The sequence below is a fragment of the Umezawaea endophytica genome, assembly GCF_025061645.1.
Classification (GTDB): domain Bacteria; phylum Actinomycetota; class Actinomycetes; order Mycobacteriales; family Pseudonocardiaceae; genus Umezawaea; species Umezawaea endophytica.
Window position 1 is genome coordinate 21,357 of sequence record NZ_JANYMP010000028.1, and the last position, 15,942, is coordinate 37,298.

17 protein-coding genes are annotated in these 15,942 nt (G+C 69.3%); 4 read left to right on the forward strand and 13 right to left on the reverse strand.

Translation table 11 applies throughout. The features are described 5' to 3' along the window. Positions 1-53: 53 nt before the first annotated feature. The 3 genes from NZH93_RS39675 to NZH93_RS39685 form a co-directional block, all read right to left on the reverse strand. Positions 54-1,610, reverse strand: coding sequence for a molybdopterin-dependent oxidoreductase (locus NZH93_RS39675; protein ID WP_259628466.1), 1,557 nt, complete (start codon positions 1,608-1,610; stop codon positions 54-56). Positions 1,611-1,694: 84 nt separating this feature from the next. Further along, complete coding sequence (locus NZH93_RS39680) at positions 1,695-1,934, reverse strand: glutaredoxin family protein (RefSeq protein ID WP_259628467.1); 240 nt, start codon at positions 1,932-1,934, stop codon at positions 1,695-1,697. A 284-nt stretch (positions 1,935-2,218) separates the two neighbouring features. Beyond that, positions 2,219-3,694 carry an AMP-binding protein gene (locus tag NZH93_RS39685; RefSeq protein WP_259628468.1) on the reverse strand — a complete coding sequence of 492 codons (1,476 nt, stop codon included), beginning with the start codon at positions 3,692-3,694 and terminating at the stop codon, positions 2,219-2,221. 171 nt (positions 3,695-3,865) lie between these two features. Between NZH93_RS39685 and NZH93_RS39690 the strand changes: the two genes are divergently transcribed. From NZH93_RS39690 to NZH93_RS39700, 3 genes are all read left to right on the forward strand, one after another. Continuing rightward, positions 3,866-4,519 carry a sigma-70 family RNA polymerase sigma factor gene (locus tag NZH93_RS39690; RefSeq protein ID WP_259628469.1) on the forward strand — a complete coding sequence of 218 codons (654 nt, stop codon included), beginning with the start codon at positions 3,866-3,868 and terminating at the stop codon, positions 4,517-4,519. An 87-nt stretch (positions 4,520-4,606) separates the two neighbouring features. Continuing rightward, positions 4,607-5,704: a DUF5667 domain-containing protein gene (locus NZH93_RS39695; protein ID WP_259628470.1), complete on the forward strand. Its 1,098-nt coding sequence runs from the start codon at positions 4,607-4,609 to the stop codon at positions 5,702-5,704. A 48-nt stretch (positions 5,705-5,752) separates the two neighbouring features. Beyond that, positions 5,753-6,649, forward strand: coding sequence for an HAD family hydrolase (locus NZH93_RS39700; protein WP_259628471.1), 897 nt, complete (start codon positions 5,753-5,755; stop codon positions 6,647-6,649). Between the two features lie 279 nt (positions 6,650-6,928). Here the strand turns inward: NZH93_RS39700 and NZH93_RS39705 are convergent, their stop codons facing one another. The 5 genes from NZH93_RS39705 to proC all read right to left on the reverse strand — a co-directional run bounded on the left by NZH93_RS39705 (position 6,929) and on the right by proC (position 10,656). Next, entirely contained in the window at positions 6,929-7,942 is a 1,014-nt protein-coding gene (locus NZH93_RS39705) for a lysophospholipid acyltransferase family protein (RefSeq protein ID WP_259628472.1), read from the reverse strand. 19 nt (positions 7,943-7,961) lie between these two features. After that, positions 7,962-8,999: an NAD-dependent epimerase/dehydratase family protein gene (locus tag NZH93_RS39710; protein ID WP_259628473.1), complete on the reverse strand. Its 1,038-nt coding sequence runs from the start codon at positions 8,997-8,999 to the stop codon at positions 7,962-7,964. Positions 9,000-9,252: 253 nt separating this feature from the next. Then, positions 9,253-9,354: a 30S ribosomal protein bS22 gene (locus NZH93_RS39715; RefSeq protein WP_015105422.1), complete on the reverse strand. Its 102-nt coding sequence runs from the start codon at positions 9,352-9,354 to the stop codon at positions 9,253-9,255. A 145-nt stretch (positions 9,355-9,499) separates the two neighbouring features. Beyond that, a complete protein-coding gene (locus NZH93_RS39720; RefSeq protein ID WP_259628474.1) occupies positions 9,500-9,712 on the reverse strand; it encodes a helix-turn-helix domain-containing protein in 213 nt (70 codons plus the stop codon). A gap of 131 nt (positions 9,713-9,843) precedes the next feature. Continuing rightward, positions 9,844-10,656 carry a pyrroline-5-carboxylate reductase gene (proC, locus tag NZH93_RS39725; protein ID WP_259628475.1) on the reverse strand — a complete coding sequence of 271 codons (813 nt, stop codon included), beginning with the start codon at positions 10,654-10,656 and terminating at the stop codon, positions 9,844-9,846. A gap of 98 nt (positions 10,657-10,754) precedes the next feature. Between proC and NZH93_RS39730 the strand changes: the two genes are divergently transcribed. Continuing rightward, positions 10,755-10,910, forward strand: coding sequence for a hypothetical protein (locus NZH93_RS39730; protein WP_259628476.1), 156 nt, complete (start codon positions 10,755-10,757; stop codon positions 10,908-10,910). Between the two features lie 90 nt (positions 10,911-11,000). Here the strand turns inward: NZH93_RS39730 and NZH93_RS39735 are convergent, their stop codons facing one another. Genes NZH93_RS39735 through NZH93_RS39755 form a run of 5 tightly spaced genes read right to left on the reverse strand, consistent with a single transcriptional unit; the run spans position 11,001 to position 15,924 of the window. Then, the gene (locus NZH93_RS39735; protein ID WP_372506977.1) at positions 11,001-11,810 is read right to left on the reverse strand and encodes a thioesterase family protein; all 810 of its coding nucleotides are present in this window, start codon (positions 11,808-11,810) and stop codon (positions 11,001-11,003) included. Positions 11,811-11,830: 20 nt separating this feature from the next. Next, complete coding sequence (locus NZH93_RS39740) at positions 11,831-12,751, reverse strand: proline dehydrogenase family protein (protein WP_259628478.1); 921 nt, start codon at positions 12,749-12,751, stop codon at positions 11,831-11,833. Between the two features lie 28 nt (positions 12,752-12,779). Beyond that, on the reverse strand, positions 12,780-13,586 hold the full coding sequence (locus tag NZH93_RS39745; RefSeq protein ID WP_259628479.1) for a sugar phosphate isomerase/epimerase family protein: 807 nt from the start codon (positions 13,584-13,586) through the stop codon (positions 12,780-12,782). Beyond that, entirely contained in the window at positions 13,583-14,914 is a 1,332-nt protein-coding gene (locus NZH93_RS39750) for an Rv0497 family membrane protein (RefSeq protein WP_259628480.1), read from the reverse strand. Before NZH93_RS39750 ends, NZH93_RS39745 begins: the two co-directional genes overlap by 4 nt. Continuing rightward, a complete protein-coding gene (locus NZH93_RS39755; RefSeq protein ID WP_259628481.1) occupies positions 14,914-15,924 on the reverse strand; it encodes a Ppx/GppA phosphatase family protein in 1,011 nt (336 codons plus the stop codon). The genes NZH93_RS39750 and NZH93_RS39755 overlap by 1 nt, the downstream gene beginning before the upstream one ends. Positions 15,925-15,942: the final 18 nt, after the last annotated feature.

Below are 15,942 nucleotides of genomic sequence, written 5' to 3' on the forward strand. Positions count from 1 at the left end.
ATGGGGACATTCGAAGCGCTCGGCGATCCGGTTCGGCTTTCACCCGATGGAGTTTATTTTTCTACCGTGAAGAAGGCTGAATGCCACCCGGTGGCCCCGTCCGGGATGGGTGCGACACGCGCCTGAGGCTGCACGAATCCCGATTTGTCGGTGGCCCGGCACTCGACCTGGTGACCCCCGGCGGGGAGGTCGAGCTCGACCTTCCACATCCGCCACGAGCTGTCGTTGACGTCCGCGGACAACGTCGCGTCCTGCCACGCCCCGCCGTCGACCCGCACCTCGACCTTCGCGACCCCCTTCGGCTGCGCCCAGGCGACACCCGACACGGTCGTCTTGCCGCCACCGGTCAGCCTGCTCAGGCCCTTCGGCGTGTCGATCCGCGACATCGGCTTGATCGGCCCGAGCCGCCCCCAGCCGCGGTCGATCCAGTACGACTGCTTCGCGTCGAACGTCGTCAGCTCCAGGTCGACCAGCCACTTGGTGGCCGAGATGTACCCGTACAGGCCGGGCACGACCATCCGCACCGGGAACCCGTGCTCCACCGGCAGCGGCTCCCCGTTCATGCCCAGCGCCAGCAGCGCCCCGCGCTCGGCCTCCATGACGACGTCGACCGGCGTCCCAGCGGTCCACCCGTCGGAACTCGTGCCGAAGAGCTGATCGGCACCGGGCTTCACCCCGGCCTCCATCAGCACGTCCCGCAACAGCACCCCGGTGAAGTTCGACGTGGACACGTACGGCCCACCGACCTCGTTGGACACGCACGTCATCGTGATCGTCCGCTCCACCAGTTCCCGCGACCGCAGGTCCTCGTAGCTGAGCGTCAACTCCTTGTCGACCATCCCGTGGATCCGCAACGACCAGTCCTCGGCCCGCAACCGCGGCACGCTCAACGCGGTGTCCACCCGGTAGAAGTCCCCGTTCGGCGTGATGAACGACGGCGTGCCCTGCCCGGAGAAGTCCGCACCAACCGGAATCTCCGGCGCAGGCTTCGAGGGCTTGATCGCCCCAACAGCCGCCCGCGACCCCTCCACGTCGATCCGATTCCCCAGGAACTGCCCCAACACCCCGGCAACCCCGGCCCCGACAGCGGTGGCCCCGAGCGCGATCAACAACTTCCGCCGCCCACCCTCCTGCGGCACCTCCCGCACGGAGAGAGCAGCCCGGTGCAACCACCGGAACACCGCGATCCCAGCGACCAGACTCGCGATCGGCGCCAACACGCTCAACTGCCCGCTGTCAGGCCGCGCCAACACAGCAGCCACCCCGAGCAACCCCAGCGCACCAGCAAGGATCGACCCAGGCAACGAACTACGCCGAGACAACACCCCGGCCACCACAGCCGCACCAAGCAACACCAACGCCATGCCACCCAACAGCACGAGCTTGTCGTAGGTGCCGAACGTGCGAACCGCGAAATCCTTGAGCTGAAGAGGCGTCAGATCGATCGCCGTGTTGCCAACAGCGAGGAACGGCGAAGCCGACGGCCCCACAACCCCAGCGACGAGATGCCCGACAGCAAGCGCCACGGCAACCGCCAACACCCCGATCAACGCCGCGACAGGCACAGCAAGACGAGGCGCTCCAGGCGCCGGCTCTGCGGAAGACTCCATGCTGCACATTCGACGCCCACAGCAAGCCGGTTCGCCGGCGGGGTAGACGGACGTAAGCAGACGGTAACCAGCCGACGAGACCAATCACCCGGTCAACGCAGCCCGAAGCCGCTCCTCCTCCACCTCCCAGTACCCGTGCTCCTCACCATCAACAAGGATCACCGGCACCCGATCCCCATACTCAGCCCGCAACGAACGATCAGAATCAACATCAGAAACCGACCAGCGAACATTCAACTCGCCACAGATACGCGAAACATCAACAACGGCCCGCTCACAAGCATGGCAATCAACACGAGTCAACAACGTCACGTAATGAGTCACACCACCACCATCTCCCACCACCACAAACCCGCACCAACAGCACCCAACCACCAACAAACCGGTGCCACAGCACCCAACCACCTACGACCCGCAACGCCGCCTACGCAGCGTGGCCGATTTTACTTGGGGGATTTGCCCCTTAAACTTGCGTCGGACGGCAGCTTCACCTCTGCCCTTTATTGTCCGACGAAGGGGCAAATCTAGGGGCCCCAAGTCAAATCGGCCACCCCACCAACAGCACCCCCGGTACGCAACCGCACCCACCCGAAAGCCCCCGGCCCCCATCAAACCAACGGAATCCTCAACCGCGACCGAGCCAACTTCCCCGTGGCCGAATGCGGCAACTCCCCCACGAACTCCACCACCACAGGCACCTTGAACTTCGCCAACCGAGCCGCACAATGCCTCACCACGGCATCCTCATCCACCTCAACACCCTCCCGCAGCACCAGAACGGCCTTCACCGCCTCCCCGGTCCGCTCATCGGGCACCCCCACAGCAGCCGCCTCAGCGACCCCTTCCAACTCCCCCAACACCCTCTCCACCTCATGCGGGTAAACATTGAACCCGTTCACAATGATCAGGTCCCCAGCCCGATCCACCAGGTGCAAATCCCCTTCAGCGTCCAAATACCCGACATCCCCGGTCCGGAACCACCCCTCGGCATCCGGCCCATGCCCCCCATCGGGCCAATACCCGCTGAACAAATTAGCCCCGCGCACCGAAACCAACCCGGTCCCCGGCTCATCCTCATCCTGGTCCAACACCCGCCCATCGGTGTCGACCAACCGCAATTCCACCCCAGGCAACGGCCGCCCAACAGACCCGGGCTTCGGATAACCCCCCACCAACGTGGAGGTCAAAACCGGCCCGGTCTCGGTAAGCCCGTACCCCTCATAAACAGGCAGCCCAACAGCACTGCGCATCGCGTCCAGAATCCCCTTGGACAACGGCGCCGCACCGGACGTGAACAACCGCACCGTCGACAGGCTCTCCCCCAACCTCTCCACGGGAAGCGCCAACACCGCCTGGTACATCGGCGGCACACCCACCACGGTCGTGATCCGGTGCTCCCGAACCGCGTCCAACGCAGCCTCGGCGTCAAACCGCTCCAACAGCACCGCGGTAGCCCCGGCCCCGGCCACCTGGAACAACCCCGGCCCCAGCCCGTAGACGTGGAACAACGGCAACGCCAGCAACACCCGGTCCCCGGCGGTCACCGGCGCGGGTCGAAGATCGGCGCACTGCCCCACGTTCGCCAACAGCGCCCGATGGGACAACATCGCGCCGCGGGGCACACCGGACGTGCCGGACGTGTACCCGAGCACGGCCACGTCCTCGCCCCCGCCGACGGGCGCGAACTCCGGCTCGTCGGCGACGACCAGCGCGGGCGGGCCCATCACCGGGATCTCCGCGCCGCCGCCGTCACCCAGGAGCAGGCGGGCGCCGCTGTCGGAGACCAGGCGTTCGAGTTCCCGTAGCGGCTGACCGGGCCCGGCGGGGACGACGACCCCGCCCGCCCTCAGCACGCCGAACACGGCGACGCAGAACTCCGGGCCGGTGGGCAGGCGCACGACGACCCGGTCACCGGGTGCGACACCGGCGTCCACCAGCGCTCGGGCCTGCGCGTTCACCGCCGCGTCCACCTGGCCCCAGGTGTACTGCGCACCGCTCGCCACGTCGATCAACGCCGTGTGCTGCGATCCGCGCAGCGCCGAAGCGCTGACCAGGTCGGCGACGTTGCGGGCAGACTCGGTCAAGGTGACCTCCTGATGAACGCTCTTCACGCTCGTCGCAGTCTGTCACGCATGGCTCCCGTCATGTAGGCATGGCTCGTACGTCGTGAAACCGTGACGACCCACCGCTACCTACTAAGGAGTAACAACACGTATGCTCTCGCCACGGCGATCCTGTGGAGGAGCCGCTACCCGATGATCCCCAGGGGACGCGCGAACAACGCCCGGTCCATCAGGACGTTCCGCTCCGGGCGGAGCGCAGGAGGGCAGTCCACCACGGCCGAGGAGTCCGACATCGACACGGCGCAGACGCCGTGGGACCTGGTCCGCGCCGCCCAGGAGGGCGACACGGCCGCGTTCGGTGTGCTCTACGACCGGTACGTGGACGTCGTCTACCGCTACGTGCTGTTCCGCGTCGGCGACCGCGACCTGGCCGAGGACGTGACGAGCGAGACGTTCCTCCGGGCCCTGCGGAGCATCGGGTCGGTGAGCTACCAGGGCCGCGACGTGGGCGCGTGGTTCGTCACGATCGCCAGGAACATCGTCTACGACCACGTGAAGTCGAGCCGGTACCGCCTGGAGATCACCACCGCCGAGCTCGCGGACAACCGCGAGGTCGCGAGCGGCCCTGAGCAGGAGGTCCTCACCGACGCGACCAACACCGAGCTGCTGCGGTGCGTGGGCCAGCTCGGCGAGGACCAGCGGGAGTGCATCACCCTGAGGTTCATCCAGGGGTTGTCGGTGGCCGAGACGGCCGCCAGGATGGGGCGCAACGAGGGCGCGATCAAGGCGCTTCAGCACCGCGCGGTGCGGCGGTTGGCCACGTTGCTGCCCGCCTGGTTGCGGTGATCACCATCGCAGAGGCCCCGTTCGCGTAACCCCCGCGCACTCCTCGTCGTTGTGCGGGTCAGGTCGTCGAAGTCGAGATGGTGCGGGATGGTGGGCAGAGGTATCACGCCGCTTGGGCGTCGCAGGCAGCACGAGCGGTTCGCTCGTGCCGTCGAGTCGCGCCCGGAGAGCGTCGATCCCGAGCTGGCAGGTGAACTCGCGGTGGTCGACGTGCTGCGGAGGGCCGCCGAGACCAGCGGTCCCGACGCCGCGGCCCGCGAGCGGATGCGCAGGCGGATCCTCGACGCCGACCGCCCCACCGCCGCCGTCACGATCCTCGAGCCCCGCAGGTCGAGCGCTCGCGGCCGGTTAGCCGTCGCTGCGGCGGCAGCGCTCTGCCTGGTGCTCTCGCTGGCCGGGATGAGCCTGCTGCTGAGCCGTGACGCGCTGCCCGGCGACACCCTGTACGGGATGAAGCGGACCGCCGAGTCCGCGTCGCTCGGGTTCACGTTCGGCGACGAGTCGAAGGCGCTGAAGCGGCTGGAGTTCGCCGCCGCGCGGCTCGCCGAGCTGGAGACGCTGGCGGACAAGTACGCCGACGACGGACCGCTCGGCGCGTACCTGACGGCGTTGACGGACTTCGACGCCGACGCCGCGGCGGGCTCGCGGGAACTGGCCGCGATCGGGACGAACTCGGACGAGCGGGTGCTGGCGACGCTGGACGAGTGGACGCGGGTCCAGTACGCCCGGCTGACGGACCTGCGGACACGGCTTCCCGAAGCCGCCGTGACCCGATCGGCTACTTCGCTGAACCTCCTGGCCCGGATCTCGCAGCGGACAGCGGACCTGCGGGCGCGCACCGGCTGCTCCCCGGTGACGTCCGGGACCGCGGACGACGTCGGGCCGCTGCCCGCCACCTCGCCGTGCTCCTCCACCACGCCCGTTCCGGCGCCGCCGTCGTCGTCGACCCCGTCCGTGCTGGTCAGCGCACCCGCGGCCACCGTGACGTCCGCTCCGCTGCCGCCCGCGGCGCCGGTGCCGACCGGGGTTCCCGCCCCGAACCCGACGGTGCCGACGACCGGGTCGGGCCTGCTGCCGCCGATCACGTCGGTGCTCCCGACCGTTCCGTCGATCGGGCTGCCGACGATCACCGTTCCGTTGCCTTTGCCACTCCCTGGACTGCCAGGCGTTGCGTTCGGATCCTGATCGCTACGCTGGTGCGGGAGCTCGCAGGTTGACCAGGAGGCGCTGGCTGTGTCATGGAGGCGTGTAGAGAGCTCGGCCGATCGTGAACGGGCGGCCGCGCTGGCCGGAGAGGCCTCGGCAGAGGCCGCCCTCGCCGCCGCGCTGCCCATGGACGACCCGGCCGAACGGGCCACGGACCTGACCGCCGCCGCGTTCTTCGACGTCGACAACACCATGATGATGGGTGCGTCGATGTTCCACTTCGCGCGGGGGTTGGCCGCTCGGGACTACTTCAACACCTCGGACCTCGCCGGGTTCGTGTGGCAGCAGTTGAAGTTCCGGGTCGGGGGGCGGGAGGACCCGCAGAGCGTGAAGGCGATGCGCGAGCAGGCTTTGTCGTTCGTGGCTGGGCGGTCGGTGGCCGAGCTGATCTCGCTGGGTGAGGAGATCTACGACGAGTTGATGGTGGATCGGATCTGGACCGGTACTCAGGCTTTGGCGCAGAAGCACCTGGATGCTGGGCAGCGGGTTTGGCTTGTTACGGCCACGCCGGTGGAGTTGGCTCAGATCATCGCTCGGCGGTTGGGGTTGACCGGGGCGTTGGGGACCGTGGCCGAGTCGGAGAATTTTGTTTATACCGGGCGGCTTGTGGGGGATTTGCTGCATGGGAAGGCTAAGGCTCAGGCTGTTCGGGCTTTGGCGGCCAAGGAAGGGTTGAACCTTCGGCGGTGTACGGCTTATTCGGATTCGGCTAATGATGTGCCGATGTTGTCTGTTGTGGGGAATGCTGTGGCGGTCAACCCGGATTCCGGGTTGAGGGAGACTGCTCGGCGGCGGGGGTGGGAGGTTCGGGATTTCCGGACTGGGAGGAAGGCGGCGAAAATAGGGGTGCCGTCTGTGTTGGGGGCTGGGGTTTTGGCTGGAGCCGTTGCCGCTGGGGTGGCTTATCGGCGTCGGCATGCTTGAGGGTTGAGGTGGGTGGCGGCTTGTCGCGTTCCAGCGTGGTCGCCGGGTGGTAAGTGCAGGTCCCAGCGTGGTCGGCTGTGGGCGCTGGTTGCAGCGGTGGTGTGGCCGATTTGACTTGGGGCCCCTAGATTTGCCCCTTCGTCGGACAATAAAGGGCAGAGGTGAAGCTGCCGTCCGACGCAAGTTTAAGGGGCAAATCCCCCAAGTAAAATCGGCCACGGTTTTGTGGGGCGTGTTGCGTTTGGTGGGGGCTGGTTTTTAGCCCAGGAAGACGTTTTTTTAGCCCAGGAAGACGTTTCTGCGTTGCGTCAGAAGTCTGTACAGGGTTTGTTGGATGGTTTCTCTCACCTGGTCAGTCAGGTTGAAGACGAGCATCGGGTCGTCTGCTGCGTTTTCGCCGAAGTTGTTGGTGTGGATTGGTTCGCCGAATTCTATGTACCACTTCGACGGTAGTGGAATGGCGCCCAGTGGGCCCAGTAGTGGGAAGGTTGGGGTGATGGGGAAGTAGGGGAAGCCGAAGAGTCTTGCCAGTGCTTTGATGTCGCCGATCATGGGGTAGATCTCTTCGGCTCCTACTATGGAGACGGGGATGATGGGGACGCCGGTGTTCAATGCTGCTGAGACGAAGCCGCCTCTGCCGAATCGTTGTAGCTTGTAGCGGTCTTTGAAGGGTTTGCCGATGCCCTTGAAGCCTTCTGGCCAGACGCCTACTACCTCGCCTGAGCTGAGCAGGCGTTCTGCGTCTGGGTTGCAGGCCAGGGTTTGGCCGGATTTTCTGGCCAGTGCGCCCAACAACGGAGTCTTGAAGACCAGGTCTGCGCCCAGCATGCGCAGGTGGCGTTTGCTGGGGTGTTCGTTTGCTACCGCGTAGGCGGTCATGGTGGCGTCCAGGGGGAGGGTGCCCGAGTGGTTTGCCACCAGGAGGGCGCCGCCCTCTGCTGGGATGTTGTGGATGCCGATGGTTTCCACGCGGAACCACTTCTCGTACAGCGGTTTCAGCGGGGGCATGATGATGTTGTCGGTGAGGTCCGCGTCGAAGCCGAACTCGTCCACCTCGTAGTCGCCCGCCATGCGTCTGCGGACGAAGTCCAGCAGGCCGCCCAGGCGCTGTTCCCAGTCCGAAGGCCTTTCCTGCTGTTCCTGCGGTTCCGGTGCCACGGTCAGCGGGGGGTCCTCTGCCGGGGTCTGGTGGTGCGGGACCGGCCTTGGCCTGCGGGGCCTGGCGGTCGGGGATGCCTGGTTGCGGTCAGCACCGTGCAACGGGATCACGCGTGCTCCTGCCACGGGGTCCATCTCCTCACTCGAAGTGTGACTAGCGGAGCTTGGCGGCCGCGTCGAGGAGTCCGCGCTCGATCGCCTCCACCCGCTCCGTGCCGATGAGCGGGCGCAGATCGCGGCCGCTCACGTAGTCGTCGAAGGCCTGGCGCGTCGTCCAGCGGGGGGTGAAGCCGAACTCGCGCTTGAGCAGGCTGGTGTCGACCACCCGACCCCAGTTGAGGAATCGCATCTGGTCGGGTGAGAAGTCGACCAGTCGGGCGCTGCGGAAGAAGCGGCCGACGCTCGGCACGGCACCGCTCGGGACGGGCAGGGTCAGCCTGCCCGCGCGGCGGATGGCCTGCGAGAGGAGCAGCACGCCTTCGCCGCCGGCGTTGAACACGCCGGGGAGGTCGTGCATCGTGGCGCGCTCCAGGATCGCCAGTGCGTCCTCGGAGTGCAGGAGTTGGACGCGCGCGTCGTAGCCGAGCACCGTGGGCACCACCGGCAGGGCGAAGTACCGGGTGAGCACGGTGTCGATGCGCGGGCCGATGAAGTTGGTGAACCGGAGCGTGGTGACGTCCACGTCCGGGCGGCGGCGGGAGAAGCCGCGGACGTAGCCCTCGACCTCGACGGCGTCCTTGGCGTAGCCGCTGGAGGGCAGGTCCTTGGGGCTCATGCCCTCGGCGAACACGGCGGGGTCGCGGGGGCTGGAGCCGTAGACGGCGCTGGTCGACTTGACGACCAGCTTGCGCACGTGCGGCGACTTCTGGCACGCGGCCAGGAGCTGCATCGTGCCGATGACGTTCATCTCCTTCATGACCGTCCGACCGGTCGGGCCCGCCGGGTTGGCGGTGACCGACGCGTGGACGACCGTGTCGACACCCGCCGTGGCGATGACCTTGGCGATCAGCGGGTTGCGGATGTCGGCGCGCACGAACTCCGCGCGGCCCATCCGGCGCAGCAGGTCCCGCGGGGGCGGCTCGGTGTCGACACCGAGCACGCGCTCGATGTCGGGGTTCGCGGCGAACCGCGCGGCGAGGTTGCCGCCGAGGAAGCGGCTCACTCCGGTGACGAGAACGACCTTCGGCGCCATGCGACTCCATGTCCAGGTGCTGGAACTGGTCAAAGGCTACAAGCAATCGGGGTAACGGCAGTCCGTGTGAACGTTCTCTTGACGCAGGTCACGCAGGCTTTACCGACTAATCACCCGATCGGACCGAGTCCATCTCGTCAGGGTATGTCCTGCTCCCACGCGTTGGGACGTGGGCGGTGCGAACACAACTGCCGCCGACCCCGGAGACCGGGATCGGCGGCAGTCGAGCGCTGATGAAGAACCCGCGCGTGGGCTACTTGCCGCGCTTGCGACGCTGAACGCGAGTCTTGCGAAGCAACTTGCGGTGCTTCTTCTTCGACATGCGCTTGCGGCGCTTCTTGATGACCGAGCCCATGCGGGTTCCTTAGCTACTAGACGTTGGTGGTTCTCCATGCTCCGGTGCAACCTACGGACGTGCGCCCGTCAAGCAGGCGCGCCGACACCAGGCACGAACGGCTGCCCAGTTTACCCCGCGCCGCACACCGGTCTTGACCGGGAGGTCACCCGGCGTCGAAATACGCGTTCTGGAGGTACGCGTGCACGGCCTTCTCGGGCACCCTGAACGACTTGCCCACGCGGACCGCGGGCAGCTCGCCGGAGTGCACCAACCGGTACACCGTCATCTTCGAGACACGCATCATGGAGGCCACCTCGGCCACGGTCAGGAACTGGACCTGAACGAGGCTCGATCGATCGTTCTCCTTCGCAGGCATGGTTATCACCGCGTCCTTCGACACGTGTCGTGCCGTCGGCTTCCCCACCGACGGTTCGACACGCACGTGCTGCTCCCGAGAGTAGCGGGACAGGTGGGGCTACTGCGACGTGCAAAGTCCCCGATCCGCGGTCACCCGTCCTCGTGCGCCCGGCCCAGTTCGGCCGAACGGTCGCGCGCCGCCTCGATGGCCGCGAGGAACGCCGCGCGCACCCCGTGCTTCTCCAGCTCGCGGATGGCCATGATCGTCGTGCCCGCGGGCGAGGTGACGGCCTCGCGCAGGATCACCGGGTGCTGGTCGCCCTGCGCCAGCATCGTCGCCGCCCCGACCGCGGACTGGATGATCAACTGGCCTGCGAGGTCGCGCGGGATGCCGAGCAGGATGCCCGCGTCGATCATCGCCTCGACGAGGTAGAAGAAGTACGCGGGCCCGGAGCCCGACAGCGCCGTCACGGCGTCCTGCTGCGCCTCGGGGACGCGGGCCACCCGGCCGACGGTGGACAGCAGCTCCTCGACCAGGTCGAGGTGCTCGGGCCCCGCGTGCGCACCCGCGGAGATGGCGCTCATCGCCTCTCCGACGAGCATCGGCGTGTTGGGCATGACCCGGACCACGGCGGTGCCTTCGGGCAGCCTGCGTTCGTACAGGGCTGTCGGAAGGCCCGCGCAGAGCGAGACGACCAGCGCGCCGGGCCGGACCACCGGCGCCAGCTCGTCCAGCAGCGGCTCGATGTCCTGCGGCTTCACCGCGACCACGAGCACGTCCGCCCGCGCGGCGGCCTGCGCCACGTCCACAGCGTCCGTGCCGTACTGCTTAGCCAGCTCCTCGGCGCGCAGCGGGTGCTTCTCGGTGAACAGCAGCTCGTGGGGATCCCGGCCACCCTGGAGGAGGCCGGACAGCAGGGCCTCCCCGATCTTGCCCGCGCCCAGCACGGCGATCGTCGTCATGGCGACAAGGGTGCCATGGGGGTGCGAGCGGATTCGGTGAGCGGGCCGGGGCGGCTCAGCCCGGAGCGGGCGCCCGCACGACCGGGTACGTCGGCAGGGTGATCGCGTCGGCCGGCGGGGTGGAGAACCTCGACGCGAGGTCGCCGAAGCGGGTGGCGAGCGGGCCGCGGACGTCGATGTTCTGGCCGTCCTCGCGCGGCTCGTCGAAGCGCTCGACGACGGTGGTCCGCCACCCCCTGGCGTTGAGCCAGTAGGCCAGTGCCGGGCCCTCGATGCTCGCCCCGGAGATCAGGGCGGTGGGTGCGCGCGAGGTCGTGCCCTTCGACTCGGTCGACCAGCGGGCCCTACCCGGCGGGTGTCAGCGCCAACTGGCGCGACTGGCACACCAGGCGCCCGGTCGCGTCGATCACGACGGTGTCCTCGTCGAACCACTGCCCGTGCACCGCGCTGCACGACACCTGCACCCGCAGCCAGCCCGGCGCCGGGTTCGCGCGCGTCAACGCGGTGAGCTGGACCGTCGGCGACCACCCGAACCGGCCGAGGTTGAACGTCACCGGCATCGAGATGTCGCCCGCGACCAGCGCGAAGTACGGGTCGGGGCGTTCGCCCTTCGGCCGGACCCACAGGCGCAGCACGAGCGGGTCGCCGGTGCGGCCCGTCAGGAAGCCCGCGCCCTGCTGGTCGAGCCGCACGTCGCACACGGCGCCGAGCTTGTAGACGCCGCCCGACTCCATCGTGCTGAGGTCGATCGCGTCGGCGGGCGGCTCGGCGGGGATGGTCGGCAGGTTCGAGTAGTCCGGGGCCTGCTCGGGGATGCGGCCGACCGTCACCACCGACTCGACGCAGCTCCGGCCGCGCTGCTCGATGGTCGTCGAGACGACCGTCGCGGTCCGACCGGACTTCCGGATCTCCGTGCGCAGCAGCACGGGACCGACTTCGGGGGCCCGAAGGAACTGCGAGCTGACGGCGAGGGGCGCCAGGCCCTCGGTGCCGGGAACCGCGTCGGTCGCGGTCCTCACGGCGGCTCGGGCGGCGAGCACCAGGAGGAAGCCGCCGTGCGGTTTCGGACCGATGGTCCACTCCGCGGGCAGGCTTGCCGTGTAGGTGCCGTCTCCGAGCGAACGCACTGCACTGGCGGCCGTGAACGTGGGCACCGAGCTCCTCGTACGAGTTGTCATGAGCGGCTGACCAGCGACCGCAGGAAGAAGGTGACGTTGGCCGGGCGTTCCGCCAGCCTCCGCACCAGGTACCCGTACCACTGCTCGCCGTACGGCACGTACACACGGACCACGTTCCCCTCCGAGGCTAGCCGTCGCTGCTCGGCGGGCCGGATCCCGTACAGCATCTGGTACTCGAAACTACCGGGCTTTCGGTCGTGCCAACGCGCCCGTTCGCCGATCACGTCCACCAGTCTCGGGTCGTGGGTGGCGAACATGGGGAACCCGTCGCCCGCGAGGAGGACGTTCACGCACCGGACGTAGTTCAGGTCGACCTCGTGCGGGTCGGTGTAGGCGACGGCGTCCGGCTCGGCGTACGCGCCCTTGCAGAGGCGGACGCGGCTGCCGGAGAGCTCTCGGCAGTCGTCCAGCGTGCGGCGCAGGTACGCCTGGAGGACGGCGCCCACCCACGGCCAGCTCCGGCGCAGCTCGGCGAGCACGCGCATCGTGGAGTCCGTGGTGGTGTGGTCCTCCATGTCGAGCGTGACGGTCGTGCCGCACTGCTCGGCCGCGGCGCAGATGCGCGACGCGTTGGTGAGCGCGAGGTTCTCGCCGAGCGACTGGCCGACGGCGGAGAGCTTGACGCTGACCTCGGCCTTGTCGGCGAGGCCCGTGGCGTGCAGCCGGTCGAGCAGCTCCAGGTAGGCGCGGACGGTGCGCTCGGCCTGCGTGCGGTTGGTGGTGCCCTCGCCGAGGTGGTCGAGGGTGGCGGTGAGCCCGTCGGCCGCGAGCGAGCGGGTGACCTCGACGGCCTCCGCCGTCGACTCGCCCGCGACGAACCGGCGCACGACGTCTCGACTGACGGGGGCGGACGCCACGAGCCCGCGAACGGCGTCGTTGCCCGCCGCCGCGAGGATCAAGGAGCGCAACGGGTTCACGCGACTGACCTTACGGGGTCGGCGGCGTTCAGCGCGCGGCTTGCCAGTCCAGGTGCAGGCGGGCGAACAGCAGGGACTCCGCGAGCATCCGCGACCGTTCGGCGGCGCCCTTGGCGCGCCTGGTGTTGATCTCCAGCACGACCTGGCCCGAGAAGCCGCCGCGGGCGAGGTTCTCGCACACGGTGGCGCACGGCTGGCTGCCGTGGCCGGGCACCATGTGCTCGTCCTTGGCCGCGCCGCTGCCGTCGGCGAGGTGGATGTGGGTGAGGCCGTCGCCCATCCGCTTGGCCAGCTCGACGGCGTCGACGCCCGCCGCGGCGGTGTGCGACAGGTCGAGCGTGTAGTGCCGGTGGCCGACGTCCGTGGGGTCGATGGACGGGGCGAACGCCGTCACCTGCACGGACCGGCCGCGGCCGAGCGCGCGGCGGACGGGGAACATGTTCTCCACCGCGACGTCGACGCCGCTGGAGTCCTCCAGCGACTCGACGAGGTCGGCGAAGCCGTCGGCGTAGCGGCGCTGCCAGCGGAACGGCGGGTGCACCACGACGGTGCGCGCGTCGAGGTCGCCCGCGGCCTCGACGCTGCGGCGCAGCCGTTCGACCGGGTCCGGCGACCAGACCCGCTGGGTGATCAGCAGGCACGGCGCGTGGACGGCCAGCACGGGCACGCCGGTGCGCTGGCTCAGCCGCTCCAGCGCCCGCACGTCCTGGCTGGTCGGGTCGGCCCAGACCATGACCTCGACGCCGTCGTAGCCCAGTTCGGCCGCCAGCTCGAACGCGGCGCCCGCGGGCTGCGGCCAGACCGATGCCGTGGAGAGCCCTACCGGGATGGTCAAGACTTCACCAGCAGCATCGCCGCTGGTGAGACCGTCACGATCAACCCGACGAGCACGGCGAGCAGCGTGGTCTGGAGGTCGTCCGCCTTGCGGATCTTGCGGACCAGCAGCACCAGCCCGACGGTCACGCCGAGCGCGAGCACCAGCGCCGCCGCCGGGATGGCGCGCCACAGGAAGTTGAAGCCGAGCCACAGCGCGGCGCCGCCGAGCACGCCGACCGCGAGCTGGCCGATCATGACCAGCCACTCCTTGACCGGGGAGCGCTCGACGTCGTCGTCGACCTCCTCGGCCAGTTCCTCGACCTCGTCCTCGTCGAGGTCGGCGAGGCCGGCCGGGGCCCTGGCGCTGAAGCGGTCGACGGAGTAGTCGTCCGAGTAGTCGTCCACGAACGGGCCGGGGTGGGCCGCGGTGTGCTCCTGCTCGGAGAACTCCGGGTCGTCGTCGCCGAACCACTCCTCCGGACGGGCGTCCGGGAGCGGGTCGGGCAGCTTCCGCGGCGCGGGCGGCAGTAGCGGGACGGCCTGGGTGATCTGGGTGTCGTCCGGGCCCGCGTCGCCGGGGACGCGCGGGATGACCTCGGTCATCGCCTCGCGGACCGGCGGCGGCGGGGGCACCGGCGGGCGGACGACGCTCGTCCGCGACGGGTCCGGCTTGGGCAGGTTGGCCCGCGACGACTGCTCGGGCTTCGGCAGGTTCGCGCGCGACGACTGCTCCGGCTTGGGCAGGTTCGCCCGCGAGGACTGCTCCGGCTTCGGCAGGTTCGGCCGGGACGGGTGCTCGGGCAGCCCGCCGGGCTTGGGGATCGACGGCAGCGAGTACTCGTCGACGATCGGCGGCACCTGCCGCGTCTCCTCGGCCGGGTCGACCGGGGGCACCGCGCGGCGGGGCTCCGGACGGCGCGGTTCGGGCCGCGCCTTGTCGACCCTCGGCGGCTCCGGGCGCACCGGGGCCGCTCGCGGCGGCTCGACGCGCGGCGGCGGACCGGCCTTCGGCGGCTCCACCCTGGGGGGCGGGCCCGCCTTCGGCGGTTCGGCGCGCGCGGGTTCCGGCCGGACCGGGGCCGCGTACTGGGTGCGGTCCGGGTCCACGTCCGGCTTCGCGCGCCTGCCCGTGCGGGTCGCGGGTGGCTCGACCGACGGGTCGATCACCTTCATCTCGCCGCTGTCCGAGTTGATCCGCTCGATGATCGCCTGCGGAGCCGTGTCGGTCGGGTCCTCCGCACGCCGACGTCGACGCCGCGGCGGGGCGTCGCCCGCGCTGGCGCCGTACTGGGCAAGAAGCTCAGCGACCGTCCGCTGAGTCTGCTCGGACTCGCTCTCTCGACTCATCAACTCCACCGTGCTCCGTGCTGGGCTGAACGTCCAGTGTCACCCGGCTGCTGGCCTGGAGCCGTCGGGGCGGTCTGTTCCGAGCCGTTAGTGTGGTCCAACCGGCGGAGGATGACACCTTCTCGCAGGGCCCAGGGGCAAATTTCGAGCTGCGTGAGTGACAGCGCTCGCATCGTGGCGTCGGCCACGAGTGCCCCCGCGACCAGTTGGTGTGACCTGCTGGAGCTCACGCCCTCCAGCTCGGCGAGGTCGTTCGCGGACATCCGCGAGACGAAGGCGATCAACTGCCGAAGCCCCGCGTCGGTGAGGACGCGGTGCGCCCTCGGACCGGCGGAGGACGGCGCGGCACCCGTCAGGCGGGCGAGCGTGCGGAAGGTCTTCGACGTGGCGACCACACGATCAGGTGTACCCGAACGGCGTAGCTTCTTCGCCACCGAGGCCAGTTGTCCGTCCAGCCATTCGGTGGTATCGCGGATCTCGGAGCGGCTCGGCGGGTCCTTGCGGAACCTCGTCCTGGTGAGCCTGCCCGCGCCGAGCGGGACGGAGAACGCCTCCTCGGGCTCCTCGTCCACGCCCACGGCCAGCTCCAGCGAGCCGCCGCCGATGTCCAGGCACAGGAGCCTGCCCGCCGACCACCCGTACCAGCGGCGGACCGCCAGGAACGTGTAGCGGGCCTCGTCCTCGCCGGTGAGCACCCTCAGGTCGACGCCGGTCTCGTTGCGCACCCGGTCCAGCACCTCGGGGGCGTTGCCCGCCTCGCGCACGGCGGACGTGGCGAAGGCCATCAGGTCCTCGCAGTCCAGCCGCTCGGCCGTGGCCTTCGAGGCCGCGATGGTCCGGACCAGGTGGTCCGCGCCCGCCCTGGTGAGCTGCCCGGTGTCGTCGAGCTGCTCGGCCAGGCGGAGCACGGACTTCTCCGAACTCATCGGCGTCGGGTGGGCACCCCGATGGGCGTCCACCACGAGCAGGTGGACGGTGTTCGACCCCACATCGAGGACCCCGAGGCGCACGCGGTGCACCGTACCCGG

Excerpts from the sequence above, each read along its gene's own strand:
- NZH93_RS39710 (WP_259628473.1), bottom strand. The coding sequence starts at position 8,999 with ATGGCGCCGAAGGTCGTTCTCGTCACCGGAGTGAGCCGCTTCCTCGGC.
- NZH93_RS39750 (WP_259628480.1), bottom strand. The coding sequence starts at position 14,914 with ATGAGTCGAGAGAGCGAGTCCGAGCAGACTCAGCGGACGGTCGCTGAG.
- proC (WP_259628475.1), bottom strand. The coding sequence starts at position 10,656 with ATGACGACGATCGCCGTGCTGGGCGCGGGCAAGATCGGGGAGGCCCTG.
- NZH93_RS39675 (WP_259628466.1), bottom strand. The coding sequence starts at position 1,610 with ATGGAGTCTTCCGCAGAGCCGGCGCCTGGAGCGCCTCGTCTTGCTGTG.
- NZH93_RS39695 (WP_259628470.1), top strand. The coding sequence starts at position 4,607 with ATGGTGGGCAGAGGTATCACGCCGCTTGGGCGTCGCAGGCAGCACGAG.
- NZH93_RS39720 (WP_259628474.1), bottom strand. The coding sequence starts at position 9,712 with ATGCCTGCGAAGGAGAACGATCGATCGAGCCTCGTTCAGGTCCAGTTC.
- NZH93_RS39705 (WP_259628472.1), bottom strand. The coding sequence starts at position 7,942 with ATGGACCCCGTGGCAGGAGCACGCGTGATCCCGTTGCACGGTGCTGAC.
- NZH93_RS39690 (WP_259628469.1), top strand. The coding sequence starts at position 3,866 with ATGATCCCCAGGGGACGCGCGAACAACGCCCGGTCCATCAGGACGTTC.
- NZH93_RS39715 (WP_015105422.1), bottom strand. The coding sequence starts at position 9,354 with ATGGGCTCGGTCATCAAGAAGCGCCGCAAGCGCATGTCGAAGAAGAAG.